General features: G+C 49.4%; 13 protein-coding genes. 12 read left to right on the top strand and 1 reads right to left on the bottom strand.

Annotation, left to right across the window (positions count from 1 at the left end; translation table 11 throughout):
* Window positions 1-38 precede the first annotated feature (38 nt).
* On the top strand, window positions 39-1,439 hold the full coding sequence (locus tag R3O64_RS09250) for a glycosyltransferase (protein WP_101735526.1): 1,401 nt from the start codon (window positions 39-41) through the stop codon (window positions 1,437-1,439).
* A 9-nt stretch (window positions 1,440-1,448) separates the two neighbouring features.
* Here R3O64_RS09250 and R3O64_RS09245 read toward each other — a convergent pair whose 3' ends face one another.
* Window positions 1,449-2,336: a hypothetical protein gene (locus R3O64_RS09245; protein ID WP_145990288.1), complete on the bottom strand. Its 888-nt coding sequence runs from the start codon at window positions 2,334-2,336 to the stop codon at window positions 1,449-1,451.
* A gap of 173 nt (window positions 2,337-2,509) precedes the next feature.
* Between R3O64_RS09245 and wecC the strand changes: the two genes are divergently transcribed.
* The 11 genes from wecC (at window position 2,510) to R3O64_RS09190 (ending at window position 19,110) form a co-directional block, all read left to right on the top strand.
* Window positions 2,510-3,775 (top strand): UDP-N-acetyl-D-mannosamine dehydrogenase, encoded by a 1,266-nt coding sequence (gene wecC, locus R3O64_RS09240; RefSeq protein WP_101735527.1) that lies wholly within the window; start codon window positions 2,510-2,512, stop codon window positions 3,773-3,775.
* 11 nt (window positions 3,776-3,786) lie between these two features.
* Window positions 3,787-5,151, top strand: a complete 1,365-nt coding sequence (locus tag R3O64_RS09235) for a glycosyltransferase family 4 protein (RefSeq protein ID WP_339016751.1) — start codon at window positions 3,787-3,789, stop codon at window positions 5,149-5,151.
* A 17-nt stretch (window positions 5,152-5,168) separates the two neighbouring features.
* A complete protein-coding gene (locus R3O64_RS09230) occupies window positions 5,169-5,753 on the top strand; it encodes a hypothetical protein (protein ID WP_145990289.1) in 585 nt (194 codons plus the stop codon).
* Window positions 5,750-7,828 (top strand): glycosyltransferase, encoded by a 2,079-nt coding sequence (locus R3O64_RS09225; RefSeq protein WP_339016750.1) that lies wholly within the window; start codon window positions 5,750-5,752, stop codon window positions 7,826-7,828. Before R3O64_RS09230 ends, R3O64_RS09225 begins: the two co-directional genes overlap by 4 nt.
* Before the next feature lie 83 nt (window positions 7,829-7,911).
* Window positions 7,912-8,847, top strand: coding sequence for an ABC transporter permease (locus tag R3O64_RS09220; RefSeq protein WP_083304451.1), 936 nt, complete (start codon window positions 7,912-7,914; stop codon window positions 8,845-8,847).
* A 54-nt stretch (window positions 8,848-8,901) separates the two neighbouring features.
* The gene (locus R3O64_RS09215) at window positions 8,902-9,774 is read left to right on the top strand and encodes an ABC transporter ATP-binding protein (RefSeq protein WP_339016749.1); all 873 of its coding nucleotides are present in this window, start codon (window positions 8,902-8,904) and stop codon (window positions 9,772-9,774) included.
* A gap of 100 nt (window positions 9,775-9,874) precedes the next feature.
* On the top strand, window positions 9,875-10,789 hold the full coding sequence (locus R3O64_RS09210) for a hypothetical protein (RefSeq protein ID WP_339016748.1): 915 nt from the start codon (window positions 9,875-9,877) through the stop codon (window positions 10,787-10,789).
* Window positions 10,786-12,978 carry a glycosyltransferase gene (locus tag R3O64_RS09205; RefSeq protein WP_250224269.1) on the top strand — a complete coding sequence of 731 codons (2,193 nt, stop codon included), beginning with the start codon at window positions 10,786-10,788 and terminating at the stop codon, window positions 12,976-12,978. Before R3O64_RS09210 ends, R3O64_RS09205 begins: the two co-directional genes overlap by 4 nt.
* A 134-nt stretch (window positions 12,979-13,112) precedes the next feature.
* Window positions 13,113-15,614 (top strand): CgeB family protein, encoded by a 2,502-nt coding sequence (locus R3O64_RS09200; RefSeq protein ID WP_339016747.1) that lies wholly within the window; start codon window positions 13,113-13,115, stop codon window positions 15,612-15,614.
* Between the two features lie 13 nt (window positions 15,615-15,627).
* Window positions 15,628-17,580, top strand: coding sequence for a glycosyltransferase (locus tag R3O64_RS09195; RefSeq protein WP_339016746.1), 1,953 nt, complete (start codon window positions 15,628-15,630; stop codon window positions 17,578-17,580).
* 624 nt (window positions 17,581-18,204) lie between these two features.
* On the top strand, window positions 18,205-19,110 hold the full coding sequence (locus tag R3O64_RS09190; protein ID WP_250224272.1) for a UTP--glucose-1-phosphate uridylyltransferase: 906 nt from the start codon (window positions 18,205-18,207) through the stop codon (window positions 19,108-19,110).
* Window positions 19,111-19,206 lie beyond the last annotated feature (96 nt).

Below are 19,206 nucleotides of genomic sequence, written 5' to 3'. Positions count from 1 at the left end.
TTTGTTAGTTAGGAATCGTAGGGAAAAGAGAGATATTCATGTTTGTTGGGCATACCCGTTTCAGTCTCTTCGTTCCGGATTCAGTGTCGTGGCGTGCTAGCAATGGGCAAGCCGGGTTGTCGGGAAACGAGTATCGTGACTACCTTTATGAGGATTCTCGCCTTTCGCTACGCGCGGATATCTTTCTGAATCACACTCTGCCAACCTTGGCTCAGGCGGCCGAGGGTTTCGAGGTGAAGCATATCGTCTCCATTTCGGATTCATTGCCTCATAAATTCAAATTGCAGTTACGCGAGGCGGCAGAAGAATATGCCATCCTGCATCTTGATGAGCTTCCTGACGGCGACAGTGGCTGGACGGCGGTGCGTCGATATGTCGAGAGTATAGGCTTTAGAGGCACGTTTGGTCGTTATCGGCTCGACGATGATGATGTCCTGTCGAGACATTACTTTCAGACGATGGATTCATATATTAAACCGGAGTTTGAGGGCATGCTCGTTAGTATGCCTCTCGGTGTTGAAGCGGTTTATTCGGACGGGCAGTTCTTTCATATGCGTGAGGCTCATGCCCCTATGAACTCAATGGGGTTGTTGTCGATTTGCGCGGTTAGGGAGAACGGAGCTTTTGTGGAACCCCAAAGTGGTCCGCATGATAAGTCAGACCGCTTTGTCCCAGTTATCTTAGACGCAAGTGAATTAGGATATTTACGCGCTATTCATTCTGGGCAGGACAATGCCATGCGCCATGAGTCGAGCGTGCTAATGGCGCGCCTTATGGAGGATATGGCCTCATTCCCTGCATTTACTGACGTTGCTGCTCTTGAGGGGGCGTTTCCAACGGTTACGAGGCAGATGCAGGATAAGAGTCTGGCCCTGAACATCGAGTGTCCCGTTGGCCATGGCCTTCACTTCCTGCTCGAGCCTAACAGTAGCGACGTTAACTTCATTATCGAGGGTAAATCAGACTATGCGTTCGAGAAAGAGATTCTGGTGAGTCTTTGGATCGAGGATTCGCGTGGTCGGCGTGTCCCGTCTTATAGGCTGGTCGAGGGATTTGCGGCATCTCAAAACCCAAGTGTCGGGCATTTTTTGTATGTTCCGGTATCTGAAGGGGCTTTCCGTCGTCTGGTGAGCTTGCATTTAGAGCACGGTTATCGGCTTCGTGGATTCCGAATTCTGGCGCAAAGCGACCGCGCTAAAACAGTTTGGGTTTCACGAGTCGTCATGCAGCAACGAGATGGGAAAGCGAGCTACGTTGGTACCGATGACTGGGATTTGGTTCGTCGCCAAGGAGCTCGAGGCTTCATTGATCAGGCTATTGACGGTGTCTATCAGAACCGGTCGACTATTGTAGCCGGTGCACGTAAACTCGTAGGGGAGGAATGGACCAGTAAAGCGATTGTGCGTTTTGATCGGTTAAGCAAGATCCTACGCAAGTAGAGATTTGAACTAGGCGTCGTCAGTGAAAACTTCGTCGCTAAATAGTTGCTCCCAATCGCCGTGCAGGGATGCTGCGAAGCCAAGGATTCCCGTAAGTAGAAATGTGGGGGCTGGAGCATGCCCTTTGCCCCAATCCCCGAGGAGAAGGCGCCACTGTCGGGGATGATCTGCCACTGCCTGGGACCATGGTAGAAAATGCTGTTTGTAGTGCAGCTCGTCATCCCTGTTTTGCAGGTACGCTACATAGTTCTCGAAGCCCTTGTTGTACTCCGCCACTAGGTCGAATGTAATGTTCGTGTCGGAAAGGCTTCGGCCACTCCAGCACTTTTCGAGATAAGCTGTCACTTGGGGTTCATGATAACGGCCAATGTGTGTTTGCGGGTTAGACACCACCGCCAGTGATTTGGGGAAGCGGTTTGAGTAGTAAAGTGCAGCAAAGCCTCCAGCTGATGCACCCCAAAAAATTGTTCGCTCGCCTAACTCGGAGACAGGGGTATCAGGGTGGAGGCCGGTGAAAACGTGAGATAGGCACCTTTCTAGGTCTTCCTGGTACGGCCGCGATTCGTCTCCTGTGAACCAGCCAATACTTGCTCCGCGGTCAAGCGAGGGGTCAGAGACATATATCAAATTGGCATCAATGCCATCAACAACCTGTCTACCAACAAAGACGGGAAGAGTTGTTTTTGAAGGATCAATAGCGGCGTGGAACAGGATGATAGTGGAATCGGCACCGCGATCTTCAATAAGTAAATCCAAGAAAGCTTCGCCGTATCGAATCGAAACTGCCTCGGCTTCTTTGGGTAGACTTCCTAGAAGGGGGGTACTTAGAAAATCCTCGACAGAACCGAAGAAAGAAGTTGAGGCGCCATATCGCGCGTAGTTTCTCCTCAAAGTCATGGTTCGTCAGTTTATCTCGCATATGTTCTAAGAGCTATTCCCTGCATCATGGTGGTTTGAGCTCGCTAAAGAGAGTTAAACTACCTGTAAGCTTTCATTGAACGATACTGACATGTTCGCAAAATGTATACCCGTGATACCGTTGACAGAGCGTAAAGCGAGAAAGGTACAAGATGTCGTCTCAGGAATTCGTTTCTAAAAGCTTTGACAAAGTTTGTGTTGTAGGCCTCGGATACATTGGTCTGCCTACAGCGGCTTTCATTGCCTCGAAGGGGGTTAATGTCGTTGGCATTGATGTGAATGAGCGTTTCGTCAAATTGATTAATGACGGAAAGGTACCCTTTTTTGAGCCGGGCTTCGAAGAACTTCTATCCAAAGTGGTCGAGGAGGGAAGCCTGATCGCCCAAGCCGAACATGTCGAAGCTGATGCCTATATTGTTTGTGTACCGACGCCTTTCAAAGAAAACCACGAGGTTGATACAAAGTACATCCGTGCTGCTTCAGAGGCGCTTGCACCTCATCTTCGTCCGGGAGCACTCGTAGTGTTGGAATCAACTTCTCCTCCGGGCACTACCGAAGGCATGGCTAAGCACCTCATTGAACTTCGACCGGACTTGTCACTCAATGACGAAGATGACAACGCCATCTTTATTGCGCACTGTCCAGAGCGAGTGCTTCCAGGCCGGATTATGGAAGAAATGGAAAACAATGACCGTGTAATCGGAGGTCTAACCCCCAAAGGGACTGAACTTGCACGAGACTTGTATGCCACTTTCTGTACCGCAGAACTCCTCATGACTAATGCCACGACAGCGGAAATGGCAAAGCTTACGGAGAACTCCTTCCGCGATGTCAACATTGCTTTCGCCAACGAGCTTTCTCTCATTTGTGATCGCCTTGGAATTGACGTGTGGGAGCTTATCGAGCTAGCGAATCACCATCCGCGTGTTAATATCTTGCAGCCTGGTCCAGGCGTCGGTGGGCATTGTATTGCAGTTGATCCTTGGTTCATTGTCTCCGCTGCTCCTGAAGAAGCGCGGCTTATTAAGATGGCCCGTGATGTCAATGACGGGAAGCCGGATTGGGTCATCGAGCAGGTCATCGAGGCTATTGAAGGGAAAGAAAGCCCTGTAGTGGCTGCTCTTGGTATTGCCTTTAAAAATGATATTGATGATCTGCGTGAGTCGCCGTCTTTGGAAATTGTCAAGCGACTGGGGATGGACAATCCACAGTTGGACATTCGCGTGGTTGAGCCGAACGTAGACGATCTTCCCGATGTTTTGGAGAACATTTCGAATCTTACAAAGCAAGGAACTGAAGAAGCTATTGCTGCTGCGGATGTCGTGCTTCTACTGGTTAATCACAAAGAATTCGTCGCATTTGATACCTCGAAACTTGAGGGAAAGACCATCATCGACACTAAAGGAATTTGGCGATAGCAAGACGCCCCATGGGGTGGTTGTTTTCACCTTGTAGGGACGTAACGGCTAGGAAGAGCGGCGTAACAATGCGGATTCTTGTCCTATCCCAGTATTGGGCTCCGGAGAACGGTGTTCCTCAACGGCGATGGTCGTGGTTGACCAAGATTCTCGTGGAGGCTGGGCATGAGGTGATGGTGATCGCGCCTCCGCCGCACTACCAGCGTCAAATTAGCATTATCGAATGGCTTTCACGAGAGTCGATCGTTGGTGCTCAACATATTGTTGGTGGAAATTCAGGGGAAAAAATCCTGCGATCGGGATTCTTCCCAGCGGGATCGACGCTGACACGAAGAATCTTAAACCAGGCATCAGTTGCTGCATCTATGCTTGCCATGCAAATCAGCCATCGGGGCAAAATCCGTGAGTACGCTCCGGACTTAGTAATTGGTACGGTGCCGGCGTTACCGACGTCGGTGGTGACCATGCTTACAGCTCGTATTATTGGGGCCCCATACATTATTGACCTTCGAGACGCATGGCCGGAACTACTACGCGAAAAAGACGACTGGAACTCCGGCACAGGTAGAAAGTCTATTCGTGAAATCGTCTTAAGCAAGGGGCCTTTTCAGGTACTCACTGCATTTACCGAGTGGACTATGAACAAGGCATTGAACCATGCGGACGGAATCATCACTACCTCCGAGGACTTAGCCGCTCATCTTGAAGACACAATGCCTGCAAAAGGTAGTGGTCGTGAGCGTGTTATTTGTACGGTGCGTAACGTATTTCCGCCGAAAACGAGATATCTGGCGGAAGACAAGAGTGCGCTTAATCGCGAGGGGCTTAATGTTCTCTATGCTGGCACAGTAGGGCGTGCGCAGCGCCTTGACAATGCCGTTAAGGCAGTGAAGATTGCGCAGGATCGCGGGTACAAAGTGAGCCTACGGATTGTCGGTGACGGGGCAGGTTGGCTAGCGGTAAAGGATCTGATTCATGATTCTGGTACTGATGCCCTTATCGAACACCGCTATCCCGCAGAAAAACTGGAAGAGTTTTATGACTGGGCAGATAGTGCGTTGGTACACCTGACAGCGTGGGAGCCGCTTACCCGTACGGTACCGTCAAAAACCTATGAGCTAATGTCGGTAGGGATTCACATTAGTGCTGTAGTCCAGGGAGAAGCGGCGAGATTGGTAGAGCAACTCGAGGCCGGAAATGTTGTCGAACCCGATAATCCGGAAGCACTTGCTGACATGTGGATTAATCTAATCAAAGATCGCTCCCAGCTGCACGTGTCGTCTCGTGGACGAGAGTGGGTCGCTCAACAACGAGACGGCGTAGTTCCCCGAACGGTTCGCAATATCGTACATAGTGTTGCAGCTGATAGATTCTAGCTCGACAAGGAAAATGGATGAGAGTCAATTCTCTGAGCGATTACCAGCCAGTTGAAACTGAGTTCGCGGTGCTTTTAAGCTCTTCGGAGCAGCTGCTTCCCTTGCCCAAAGGAAACGGTACAGTTGTCTTCTGTTTTAGTGAAAGCGAACTTTTGAAGGCGGGAGAAGCACGAGTTGTACTTATTGATATTTCACCTGAGTTCGCTGAACGCTTGATTGCTCGGTTAGTAAGAGATAGAGGACATGTTGAGTATTGGGCGCCTCGATCAAATGTCACGAATGCTCTTAATTTAATTGGGAACGGTGGGAAACTGAGCGGCTCCCTTGCTATCTCAGGACTGCATGTGTCCGATAGATGGATCCAACTTCGTTTGAGTATCGCAGACAGGGAATCCCGCGAGGTAGAAGATTTTATTAGAGGACTTTCTGCGCCTAATGCTGAAAAGGCCTCCGATAGTTGTAGCAGTGATCAGCGATTAGAGAGCATATCGTTGAGATCGATCTTGATTTCACGCGCAGCGACGCTAGCTAAACCGGTCAAGAGGTTTGTCCCTCCTTTTGCGATTGTAGCGCTATACAAGATTCTTGAAAGGATTCGATGAGCACTTATCGGCCCGGTATTAGCATTATCATTCCCTCGTTCGCTCCGGTATCTACTCAGAGTACGAATTCGGCATTGGTCTTCGCGCTAACTTCGCTTGTGCAGCAAACAGTTTGTACAGAGCTTATTGAGGTGCTTGTAGTGTTCAATGGTCCTGGCGCGCTTAGAATGGAACCAGACTTGTCACAGCGTTTCCCTGACCTAGACCTAAGGGTATTGCGAACCACATCTCCTGGCGCTGGCCGTGCCCGCAATCTGGGAATTGCGTGTGCAAGCCGTAGTTTCGTTACATTTCTCGACGATGATGACGCATTAGAACCACAGTTCATTGCGACGGGTCTAGAGCACGCTGAGGACGGCGTTTGCGTACTGTTGCCCATCCACGATTCAGTTGATGGCAGCTTTTCCCAGGAGAATTCTCTAAACACCCGTATTTTGGGTCTACGTGGAACTACGGTTCCTGTCGCAACGGCTCCGTGGGCACTTGGATTTAATGCCAGTAAAGTAATTCCTACTGAACTGGCCCAAAGGTATCGCTACAAGGAGACGCTGCGTTCGGGAGAGGATGTAGCGTATTTTGCGCACCTCCTTGAAGTGCCAGGAATGCTGCTAAGGGTACCAAGTAGATATGAGGGAACCGCCTATCTTCGGACGATCCGAGATAGATCAGTGTCGCGTCAAGCAGAAGGTTTCGACTTTAACGTCACTCAGCGTCTCGAATGTATGGCACAGCTTCGGGCCATTCGGGAGTACGACACAAAGACTCATGCGCGACAGAAGCTAGAGGATGCCCAGTTTGGATTCGTTGAGACTTACTTGCGCGACCATCCTAGCGAGATACGCCGTGCCATTGAGACAGCTATAAGTTTGAAAGTCTCGGGCTTAGATTGGGGAGAGCTGCGTCCTGATAAAGCGAAGCGGCTTGTGTTTTCTTACTGTTTCCCGCCATATGCAGACACTTCCGCTAACGTTACAGCCAAGGTGATACGCCAGGATGCTGAATTGGTGGATGTGTTCTCTGCCAACATGAGTCGGGTTCGCGAATATGATGAATCTGCGCGTCTAATTGTCGATCCATATCTTGCTCATGTAGAGGAACTTGACGTGGTTCCTTCCTTCTCCCACTGGAGGGCGATTTGCTCGTATGCTAGCCAAGCTGCGCGAAAAGCTCACAAACAAGCGAAGAGTCGCGGTGGATATGAATCAATGTACTCACGCGCTTTATGGTCTGGATCGCATGTAGCAGCCGCGTTATTCAAGAGCAAGCATCCCGAAACGTACTGGCAGGCGGAATTCTCAGACCCTCTTAGTGTTGGTGTGGATGGTGGCCTCAGACCGGGCAAGCTCACTAGAGGAGTGACGACTTATAGACTCAGAAAGATGATTGAGCGCACCGATTGGGCAGATATTCAGATTGCCACTCATTTTGAGTTAACTGAACTGGTGACTTTTCTATATGCTGACGAAGTTATTTTCACCAATGCCAATCAACAAGAAGTCATGTTGGAACGCTATCCAGCCGATTTAAGGAGATTGGTGCAATCAAAATCGAGAATTCGCCATCAAACGGTTCCTACAGAGGAGATGTACTCCTTGGTCGGGTCAGACTATCGACTTGATCCTGCGCTCATCAATATCGCATACTTCGGCAACTTCTACGTAAACCGAGGTATCGACGACATTTTAACTGCTTTAGCGCACCACCCAGCCCGAGACCGCTTTCGACTACACATTTTCACCTCGAATCCCAATAAGCTACGCCGCGATCTATGGGGACATCCGGCAGAAGAGTGCTTGTGTATCAACGGTTATTTGCCGTACCTGCAGTTCTTAAACCTTTCTACGCGCTTCGATGTCTTGGTCGTAAACGACACTGACACGACTGGTTCCTCGTTTGGCGCTAATCCTTTCCTGCCATCGAAGTATGCTGACTATGCTGGTAGTGGGGTAGACGTTTGGGGAGTCGTCACCGATGACTCGCCATTATCAAAGCTTCCTTTGGCTTTTTCGACGCATGTGGGAAACACAATGCAAGCTCATAACGTTCTCGACCAGCTTCTCAGACAGGCTGAGTAAAATTTCCGGTAGCGATTCATGGAGTGAGGAAAGTCCACGGACCTGCGGATTGTTCGAACAATAAAACTTGGAAGGGCTGATGCATGTTGGCACGTCACAAATTACGTGGTTCAAAAACCTCTCAGCGAGGAGTTGAGGAACTGAATGCCGAAGTAGCACGACATGAAGGCCGCGTACAAATAGTCAATCCTGAGGGTCTTCGCCCACTGGCTACGCGACCGACTCTGGCTGAGTATATCGTGAAGCTAACTGGAAGGCGACACTTCATCATTGCGGACGCTCGAGCCAAGGCATTGCGTACGACGAGGGATTACCGGCTTTGGCAACTATGGCTAGTGCTAAACCCCCTGTTTGACGTAGCACTATATGGGTTTCTATTTGGACTATTATTGAAAACTTCTCGTGACGTTGAGAATTTCATTGGGTTTTTGTTTATTGGAATCATCTTCATGTCGATGATTACTGGACTTATGACTGCCGGAATCCGCTTAATGCAGTCGTCAAAGGCTATGATTCGTGCCTTTCAATTTCCGCGAGCATCAATTCCCTTTGCAGTAACAATACGTTCTCTAATAGATAATCTCTTACCAGGCTTTGTTGCGCTCCTAGTGGCTTTTCTTTTTCAGTGGGGAACCTGGCCCTCGTGGACGATAGTTCTTGTGATCCCGTTGTTTCTCATGATCCATGTATTTGGTTGTGGACTGATGATGATAACTGCACGTCTAACAGCACAGATACCAGAAACTAAAACTATCATGGGACTCGTAACCCAAGGGCTCTTCTTTTTATCGGGTGTAATGTTTTCAATTGACAGATTTGCCGAGCATTCGGCAATTCATCAGCTCATGTCCGCCAATCCATGCTACGTATTTCTGACAGCAATTCGAGACTGCACTATCTATCGAACGGCTCCTAACCTAGCCACATGGGCCGAACTCTTGGCGTGGAGTATAAGTATCTTTGTCATTGGCTTCGTGTTCTTTTGGCAGGCTGAAGATAAATACGTCCGACTTGTTTAATTGTTGTCGCTTGAGCCTCTGCAGAAAAACACAAATTGAGTAGATAGTTCGAAGATGTATAAGCGTAGGAAGCAAGATGCTGAAATGAAGCCTGAAATAGACATCAATTACATTGAACAGGCGAACGTAGTTGTTGATAATGTGTCGAAGCGATATGTGATTAGCCAGGGGCGTTCCTCAGACGCGAGCATGACGCGCGTCGGCCGTGGAAAAACTGTGGTTGACGCAATAGTCGGTGCTTCACTAATTGCACTTCCCGGCGAGTCAATCGGAATTATTGGGCTGAATGGCTCGGGAAAGTCGACGTTGCTAAGCATGATTGCAGGTGGTTTAGCCCCCACCTCTGGGCGTATTCTCACGCGTTCTCAACCCACGCTTATGGGAGTGTCTCCAGCTCTACAGCCGGACCTTTCTGGTGAACATAATATCTATTTGGGTTGTCTGGCACTGGGGATGAGCCCAAAGGACGCGAGGCTTCAAATCAGTGAGATCGCGGAATGGACCGAACTGGGCGAAGCGATTAAACGGCCAATGAAAACCTATTCATCTGGAATGTCGGCCCGCCTGTCGTTTGCTATTTCCACAGCAGTGCGTCCCGACATTCTAATGATTGACGAGGCCCTGTCAACTGGTGATGCGGCATTTGGAGCTAAGGCTTCCGCTAGGATGCATGAGCTATTAGATCGTGCCGGAAATCTCTTTTTAGTGTCTCACGCACTCGGCGAGGTAGAGCGGAACTGTGATCGAGCAATCTGGATCTCTAAAGGCCGCATTATTGCTGATGGTCATACTGACATTGTTGCATCCCAATATCGGGAATGGGCGAAGCTGATGGGGCGTGAAAACAAAGACCCCGCTCATCAGTATATCGAGGAACTTGCCAAGCTGTATAAGGCCCCACTGATAATGTTAGATCGAGCACCGTAATTGAAGACCTAGAAACATGTGGTACTCAACCCCGTGACTGCCGCTAGTTTTGAAAAGAGGCAGGAACTGAGCAACGGGAGACTAAGAATGAGGTTACGGCGTGGTTGAATTTTTCCAGCGCGGTCGTGGGATGACAATCCTTTGTGTAGCGGTAGCAGGGTTGTTGGCGATTACGATTGTCATTGAGGATGGTTACTGCCGAAAAGCTATATTTTTGTTGGCTCTAGTCATTGGGCTCTTCTTAACTGCAATGTGGATTTCTTCGTCTAAGAAGTCCGAAGGTACTGGCCGCGACGCTTTGAGGCGGATCCAGCATTTGGAAAGTTTGATTGCGGAAATGCTTGCCAACGAGGAGCCACAACGACAAGGGAACCAAAAGAGAGTCTTAAGGGCGTTGAACCAACAGTACCTCTCTCCGGGCATGATTGAAGAAAGAAGTGACGCCGCAAACAATGGACTATTCTTTGCACCTGGGGCAGTTCCGTCAGTGAAAATAGTGGGGAGGCCTACATCTCACCAGCCGGGTCGTATAGCAGCTGAGCAAACGATGGAAAGCGATGGCTTTGAGATTTTGAAAGGGTTGATGGATGCTGATTCTTCCGCACGGAGCCGCGGCATTGAATTAATAGGATCCGCAACAATTGAATCTGGGCTCAGTCCACTCGGGAACGTCCGGCGGTTCTTCGCACCTCACCAGCTTGGGGAGCCGCATCCGCTGACTGCGTATTTAGTCATCGATGAAGAAGAGCTTCAAAGGGGACTTTGGGCTGGGACTCTGAACACACAAGCTACCAAGAGTTTTTCCGCGTTGGCCAGTTACATTCGCAAAGCAAAACAAGTTGGGGTAGTCGTCATTGTCGTGCAGGCAGCAGCCCGTGATCATTTTTCTAATGAATTGAGAGAACTAGCAACGGTGGTAGTCACGAATGGAAAGCCGAGATGGGGGTGGGGTGAAGATGTCAATCTTCCGGTACTCACCAAAATTGCTGAGCTCTTAGGGGCGGATAGGAAATGAACTCTGTTGTTTTATATGGAGATGTAAACGCAAACATAGTCGATGGCTCATCAACTTGGCTCGTATCGCTAGCGCGTGTACTTTCGCACATCGTTGACCGCGTGCATCTAGTCCTAAAATGTCAAGTTGAAAACGATACACTGCTCCAATCGCTAGTCGGGATTAATAATGTCTCCATTTATGAACCGGAAGATTGTACTGCTAGCAAAGGAATGGCCCCGGAAAAGGCCGCTGCATTTTTGCAGAAGATAGTTGAGGAACAATCAGCAACTATCGTCATTGCACGTGGTTTAAGCATTTGCTATGAAATAAGCAGGATCGACGGTCTGGCGCCGCTTTTGTGGGCATATGTTACAGATATTCCGTACCCTACTGATAAGCTTTCTGTATCTAATATCTCTCAATTGGAACAGATTGCTCGTTCTTCCTGCCGAATATTTGCTCAAACCGAGGCAGCTCGTTCTTATTGGGAAGCAGTGGTCCCGCTTTCTGCTGGAAAGACGGTTCTCATGCCGCCGATGATTCCCGATGAAGCATTCTCGTCTCCCGATGAAAAAGACGCCTACAATGGACGTCGTCCGTTGCGAATCGTTTACGCGGGAAAACTCGCTTCAGGATGGCGCACATTAGAGATGTTGGAGCTACCCCGAGAACTCGGAAAGCTGGGAGTCCCTGCGACCCTAGAAGTGATCGTCGCAAAAATTGATGGTGGTTCAGCTGCTCCGGAGTGGGAGCATACAATGCGCCGTGCTCTTGAGGAGGCTGACTCTGATCCATCAAGTGGCGTCAAATGGTATGGAGTACTGCCACGAGACGAAGTAATCAAACGCATTGGTAATTCAGATATTGGGTATGGTTGTAGAACCGAAAATTTAGATTCTAGCTTGGAAGTATCAACCAAGGCTTTGGAATATGGGGCGGCTAGCGCAGCGCCGTTGATCAATCGCACTCAAGACCATTGTGAGATTTGGGGGGAAGGATACCCCTTCTTTGTCGACGCTGTAGATACGATAAGCACCATTGCGCAGAGGATCGTTTCTGCGTTGCCCGAGCTTTCAAAGGCGCAGACTGCTGCGTGGCGTGCAAGCGAGCATTTTTCGATGAGGGCTGCCATTAGCCGCTTAGAACGTGCTTTTTCGCGCGCAATCGATACCCCAGTGCCGGACCCAGATTTTGTGGAGGGGCCGGTCCGTATTGTCGTAGCATCTCATGACCTAAAATTTATGGGTGAATTGATGGAGCACTTAATGCGATCGGATAGGTACGAGGTGAGGCAGGACCCCTGGAAGACCCTCCACGAACACGACGAACTCCTAAGCGAGGAGCTCGTTGAATGGGCTGACGTGGTATTTTGTGAGTGGGCTGGTCCAGCGCTTGAATGGTACTCGAAGAATTGCCAGCCATCGACTCAACTCGTTTCAAGGCTTCACCGTTTTGAGCTTGAAGGACCTTGGATGGATCAGGTCCTTTGGGAAAGAGTCGACTCAATGATATTTGTTTCAGAATGGGTCAGGCGAACGGCTGTAGCAAAGTTTGGGATGCAGGGTGTGGAGACGGCGGTAATTCCCAACTCTATTGATTTAGACGATTTCGATAGACCGAAAGTCCGCAATGCTGAGTTTACAATTGGAATGGTCGGCTATGTTCCGTTCCTTAAGCGGCCAGATAGGGCTCTAGATTTAATTGAGTCAGTTATCAGAGAGGATCCCCGCTACACACTTAGGTTCAAGGGAAGGTTTCCTTGGGAGTACCCCCATGTATGGGATGATCCCCTGCAAAAGCAGCTATACCTAGAGTTCTTTAATCGTATTGCCTCATCGAGAGCTTTAAAAGAACACGTTGCGTTTGATGGTTTCACCGCAGACATAGCTTCTTGGTATCGAGGAATAGGGTACATTCTATCGCCTAGCGAACTAGAAAGTTTTCATCTTGCGCCTGCAGAAGCAATGGCTAGTCGGTGTGTACCGCTGCTGTGGGATAGGGAAGGCGTTGAGGATATATTCGGTCCTTTTGCGTCCGAAACAGGGACAGCTAAAGCAGTGGAAACGATTCTTGAAAGCGGAGAAAGGGGTGCGTTCCCCTCCATGGGTAGTCGGGCACGCGAATACTCTTCCAAATGGGATAAAGAAGTGGTTATGTCTCAGTGGGACGAAGTTCTATGTAAAAGAATTGGCTCCAATGGGGCGTAGAACATAAGGCAAGACGAAACACACTGGGTTTCGTTGTTTGGAGATCGTCTGCAAATCCGTCTACCGAATGAGTTGCCGGAAAGGGTTTGCAGTGGGAGAATCGTATTCAAGCAACGTACGTAGCTAACCATGGAATGGCAAACTGGATTGTGAAGAAACCAAAGTTTTTTGTATTTAATGTTGGTCTGTTCGTTTTCGGAACACTGCTGCTACTTTTGGCAGCGCTCCTGGGGCGTGCAGAAGTTGACTCAACATTAACATTGGCGATTTTGTTGTTGGGCGGAGTTGCCATTGCGGGTGGTGTGGTCGCGTACCTTACACGTCAGGAGCGGCAGAACCAACGCACCAACGCGAAGCTGTTGCAAATGTGGGAGTCTGAAAGGGCGGTGCAGGGCTCAAGCTTTAAGGACTCTCAGCCGGTTCGTAGCGTGGGTGGTAGAAGCTCCCAGATTGCGATTGAGCTTCGACAAGCCCTCGCCGAATCAGGGCTTCTTACCAAAGCCGAAGCGCTAGAGATGCTTACTAGGGTTAAGTCTTCCCGTATTCCTGAGAATAAAGGAGCTGCTAATGGCAGTGTCCAAATAGCGCAAGCTTTGGAAGCTGATTTACGGACTTCCGCAAGGGACAATCGGGAAAGGCCTGAGTACTCGATCAGACCTACCTCAGGCGAAGACATTGGAATTGTCCAGCGCACGCCCAAACAAACGGTGCGAAAGCTCGGTGTTAAGATTGCTCCCAACCTACCTGCGTATGACTTTCTCGAGCTGGCCAATGAGCCTCTCAAGGCTTCATTGGAAGTATCTAATTGTAACCGAGCCGACGTTCGGATCACTGTCGGATCTCCGAATGGCTTCTCAGAGCGTCGCGCGGCTGTCCTAGCGGTCGCTGCTTTCGACCAGTACGGTAACCAAATCGAACATCGTGTTCTTAATAGTTACAGTGACAAGTTTGGTTATTTCTCATACTTGGCTGCCGACGGGGAGCGTCTTGAAAATTGTGTCACCTTGTCGATTCCGGTTCAAGCTAAAGTTCTGGAACTAGAGGTACATAGATGGGCAGGCTCGGTCGAAATAAGTAATGACTTGACCATTAGTTTGACTGAGCAGAATACGTCCTGGAATACACGACGTAAAGCAACTGATGTTAAAGTCGCAGCTATTCTGGACGAGTTTTCAAGTAACTGTTTCCGCTACGAGTGTGAAATGATTTCCCTCTCTCCTGAGAAGTGGAAAGAACAAATGGATGATTTTCAACCAGATGTCTTCCTTTGTGAATCTGCTTGGAGCGGTGCTGATTCAGATTCGCGTCCTTGGAAGGGGCGGGTTTATTCGTCGTCGAATTTCCCGAACGAAAATCGTCGTGAACTCCTTGATATCCTCGAATACTGTAAACGCCGTAATATTCCTACTGTATTTTGGAATAAAGAGGATCCGTCTCACTATGACGACAAGCGGCATAATTTTGTAGATACCGCGCTCAAGTTTGATCATATTTTCACCACGGATTTGGCATCAGTAAACAGGTATAAAAAGGAATATGCTCATCCAAGCGTCAACGTTTTGCCCTTTGCAGTGCAACCTCGCCTGTTCAATCCCCTCGAAAGCGGTGACCGTAGTAAAGCCGTGAACTTCGCAGGCGGCTGGTATTCGAATCATACTTCGCGCTGTGACGCGATGGATCGGATGTTCAATTCGGTGATGGAATCGGAGTTTAACCTACAGATTTTCGATAGATTCTACGGTGGCTCGGACGAGAGCCATTTTTACCCAGAAGAATTCCGTACTTTCATCAAGCCTGCAGTTCCAAATGACCGTGTCGCCGAGGTGTACAAGGGCTCGGAGATCGGTATGACAATCAACACCGAGACGAAATCACCGACGATGTTCGCTCGACGGATTTTTGAGCTGATGGCTTGCAATACATATGTTGTCTCCAACTTTTCTGAAGGCGTCTTTGATTACTTTGGAGACGACGTGCTGTACCTCGATCGGAATCCTGACGGACTGAAGAATCTGTCCGAAGAGCAAAAGCGCCTCAGTAGGGAGAAAAATCTCATAAAGGTCTTGAAGGATCACACCTACAAGAAGCGTTTTGAGCAGATTCTCGATACCGTGAAAGTTTCGTATCAGAAGAGCGAGCAGGCGGGGGCTTTTATTGTCTCCACATCTAATTGGGAAGAAGCAGAAAAGGCTTTCGATGCACTAACCTTGATGGACAATTGGCGAGGCCCAAAGGTTATCCTTCTTGACGCCAATGTCGATAACCTTACTTACGCCGATGCATTGACCAAATGGAATAGACATGGCGTCCGAGTCGTATTTGAAAAGCTTCTGCTCAATGGCGAGTGCTCCGTCAACGAGGTATTTGATCGTTTCGAATATGGCGTCCTAGTGAATGCCAGTGATTTCTTCGAGCGCGGGCTGGACAAGGCCGCGATAGAGAGGATGGCGTTGCACAGTCAGTACATCGATTTGCCTATTGTTTCTAGAACATCAGTCGACTCGACAAAGACTGAACAAACTTATCGAATAGTCTCAACTCCGGCAGAAAGTCCTTTTCTCGTATCGCAGTTGAGTTTGCCTTCAGTCTTGGAAAGCCGAGTCAAAGGCAAAGACGTGCAAGCTTACTGTGTTTAAGTCAGGGTGAAGAATGGAACCGTTACTAAGTATCATCGTCCCAAGCTACAACGTTAGTAGTAAAATATTTGATTGCTTTTCATCGCTCGACGCGTTGAAGAAGCATGTAGAGGATCTCGAAGTTATCTTCGCAGACGACAAGTCTACGGATGACACATACGACAAGGTGCTGGAGTTCTCCTCTACCCGAGATTGGGTAACATGTTTCCAGCTGCCTGCTAATACTGGTACCCCTTCTGTGCCTAGGAATCAGGCCTTGAAGGTTGCAAAGGGCAAGTATGTGTTCCACTTGGATTCGGATGACAAGATTCTTGCGGACGGTATCTTGGCTGAGCTTTCATTAGCGGAGCGTACCCAAGCAGATGTGGTACGAGCACCTCTACTGAGATTCGACGGACGTTCTGAATTAAAGATGAACGTTATTCCTGATTGGGATGAATCAATGCCGCGTATCGAGCGGGTGCGGCGTGTAGTCCGGTACCACAGCACAACAGTTTGCGGACTCTATCGGCGGAAGTTCATGATGGATGAAGGCCTCGAATGGCCGGAGGACCTACGCCTGGCTGAAGATGCCATTTTCTTATATAAGGCTTTGGTTAAAGCGAATGTTCAATACTCTGCTGAGCCAGATTTCCGCTACAACACTGTAAAGGTTGGGACTAAGTCTTCAAGTACTCAGCAGTATCAGAAGCGTGAGTTGGATAATCACTTATCGGCTTGGCGTCGATCGGCAGACATCCTTTCAACCATTGGCATTGACTATTTCGGTCTCCGGGGGCAGATTGCTCTTCAAGCTGCGTTCCAGAATATGATTCGTTATAACCAAGGCGGTTTTGCCGAGGAAGATTTTCGCCGTCTAAGTGATTTTCTAAACGAATTTGAACCGCAGGTTCGCGCCTTTACATACGGTCCACGTTTTGCTCAGCTAAGAGACTTTGTGCTCGACGGGAAGTATGCCGAATTCCAAGAAGCCATTAAGATTCGACTGCTCATTGCTGGCTATGATCTTCGGTTCATTCTTCCGGCTGTGCCTGAACTGTCCAAGTATTATCAAGTTTGCGTGGATGAATGGACTGGGCATGACTCGCATGATGAAGAGCGAAGCCGCCGCTTGCTCGAATGGGCTGATTCAATCCACTGCGAATGGATGCTTGGCAATGCAGTTTGGTACTCGAAGAACAAAAATCCACGTCAATCACTGGCTGTTCGGCTCCATAGATTTGAAACCACGAAGGACTATGGTAACCAGCTGGACAGAGCTGCTGTGGATAAAGTGATTACAATTGCTCCTGGAATGTTTGAGGAAACGCAGTCTGTTTTTGGATTTGATCGGGAAATAGTCACTTATGTTCCGAACTATATCCAGACGTCTGAGTACATGACTAGTTCAGACCCTGCCAAAGTTTTCAATCTTGTGATGGTTGGAAGCATTCCGATTCGTAAAGGCTATAGGAGAGCATTGGAGCTCTTGCGGCAGCTTAAAGAGGTAGATCCGCGCTATTCACTGACGGTGTTTGGGCGCCGACCGGACGAGTTGGGCTGGGTCATCAATGATCCGGCCGAACGTGAATACTTCTCGGAATGTGAGCGGTTTATTGAGCGTAATGGGCTCGGCTCTGCTGTTCATTTCCAGGGGTGGGTCGACACAAAGACCGAACTGGCAGATAAAGGGTTTGTTCTTTCGCTTAGTGATGCCGAAGGATCTCACGTTGCGGCTGCCGAGGGATTTGCAGCATCAAACATCACTCTTCTTCGTCCATGGGCTGGTGCAGAATACATGTACCCGAATCAGTATATTTTCGATTCCTTGGCAGATATGCGCGACTATGTTTTGGAGTGTCGAGACTACGAGGTCTTTAAGGCTCGGGCCAAGGTAGGTAGAGACTATGTTGAAGATCGCTATCGCATGGAAAGGTTTATCGAGCTCTATACATCGACCATGCCGATCCCGCACAGTGTTCCATAGTTAGTTTTCTTTAGGAACCGGCGTAGGTAATTCGATGTATGACACCGTTTCGTAAGTTCGGGCGGCGCGGGAGAACCTAGTTTAAGACAGTCTCCCGCGCCGGTTCTCGGGCTTGTTTACTGCCGCGCCACCTGAGTAGATAAGGTTGAACGGATCCTACGGGTTGTAGAGTAACCGATTTCGAATTGCAGAACATTTAACAGCTTGTGGTTGGTATCGCAACCGCAGGCTTCTCTTGCGATCTTTGCTGACAGGGGACCAATAGAACTGTAGTAATACCTCTCATGAGTGTTGATTTCCTTCTAGTGTTAGCTGTCAATTCTGGCAGCAAGGCTCCTTGTGGTGTCGGTTGAGCTAACGAAGGATAAGCGCAGATGTCTTCCTTGTAGTATTTGAAATAGTAAGAGCGCTTTTCCTTAAAGTTCTTTGTTAAGAAACGTCTGCGAATGGGAGACTTTTCGCATACGAGCAAAGACGACTTTTGCGGTTAGCTCTTGATGCGTCAGGTCGTGGCCACTCGCAACGGGGCGGCTCGAGGCGTCGCTAAGCATGGCTGCGTGAGAGGGAAAATCGCGCGACTATCCCAAAGCAGAGAGTTAATGTGACGTCCTCTAAGATTGCTCTATGGCTAACTTGACTTCTGTCCGCACTGTTGTTGTCCCCGCAGCTGGTATGGGTACGCGTTTCCTTCCCGCTACCAAGACTGTTCCGAAGGAACTTCTGCCAGTTGTGGATACCCCGGGTATTGAGATGATTGCGGAGGAGGCCGCGGGGGCCGGCGCGACGAGATTGGCAATTGTAACCTCGCCCCGCAAAGACGAAGTGATGCGCCACTTTGATGAGTTCCCCGAGCTTGTGGAAACTCTCCGCGCTCGTGGCAAGGATGAGCAGGCGGTAAAGGTTGAGCGTGCTGCACAGATTATTCAGCCGGTGGCTGTTGTGCAGGACAAGCCTTTGGGGTTGGGCCATGCGGTAGGCCTGGCTGAGGGGGTGCTCGATGAGGACGAGGATTTCTTTGCCGTCATGCTTCCGGATGATGTCATCGAGCCCACTGCTGCTATGAGTGAGATGATTCGCGTTCGCCAAGAGCGCGGAGGATCGGTGCTCCTAGCGGTTGAAGTGGAGCCCGACCATGTATCCAACTATGGCGTGTTTGATATTGAGAGCACTGACAATGACCGCGTAAAGAAGGTCGTGGGCATGGTAGAAAAGCCCGCGGTGGAGGATGCGCCGTCAAATCTAGCGGCTACTGGGCGCTACCTGTTGGATCGGGCGATTTTTGATGCTCTGCGGCGCATCGTTCCGGGGAAGGGGGGAGAGCTTCAGTTAACCGACGCAATTGATTTGCTTATCTCCGAAGGCCACCCTGTCCACGTTGTTGTACACGACGGTATTCGCCACGACCTAGGAAATCCCGCCGGCTTTATCCCAGCGAGTGTGGAGTTTGGTTTGCGCCACCCGAAGTATGGGCCAACTCTTTTCCGCGATATTGAGGCGATTATGGAGAAGTACCGGCCACAGTTGGGGTAGCGAATAGTGTTGCATCCCCTGATCTATTAGATCTGGCGTACGCCTAATCAATACTCTCTAAACTTGCCAGAAACGTGCGCTGCCGCTCACCGGTGG

The organism is Corynebacterium hesseae, assembly GCF_037850265.1.
Classification (GTDB): Bacteria; Actinomycetota; Actinomycetes; order Mycobacteriales; family Mycobacteriaceae; genus Corynebacterium; species Corynebacterium hesseae.
Note: the sequence above shows the minus strand (reverse complement) of the source record. Positions and strands in the feature narration are given on the sequence as shown.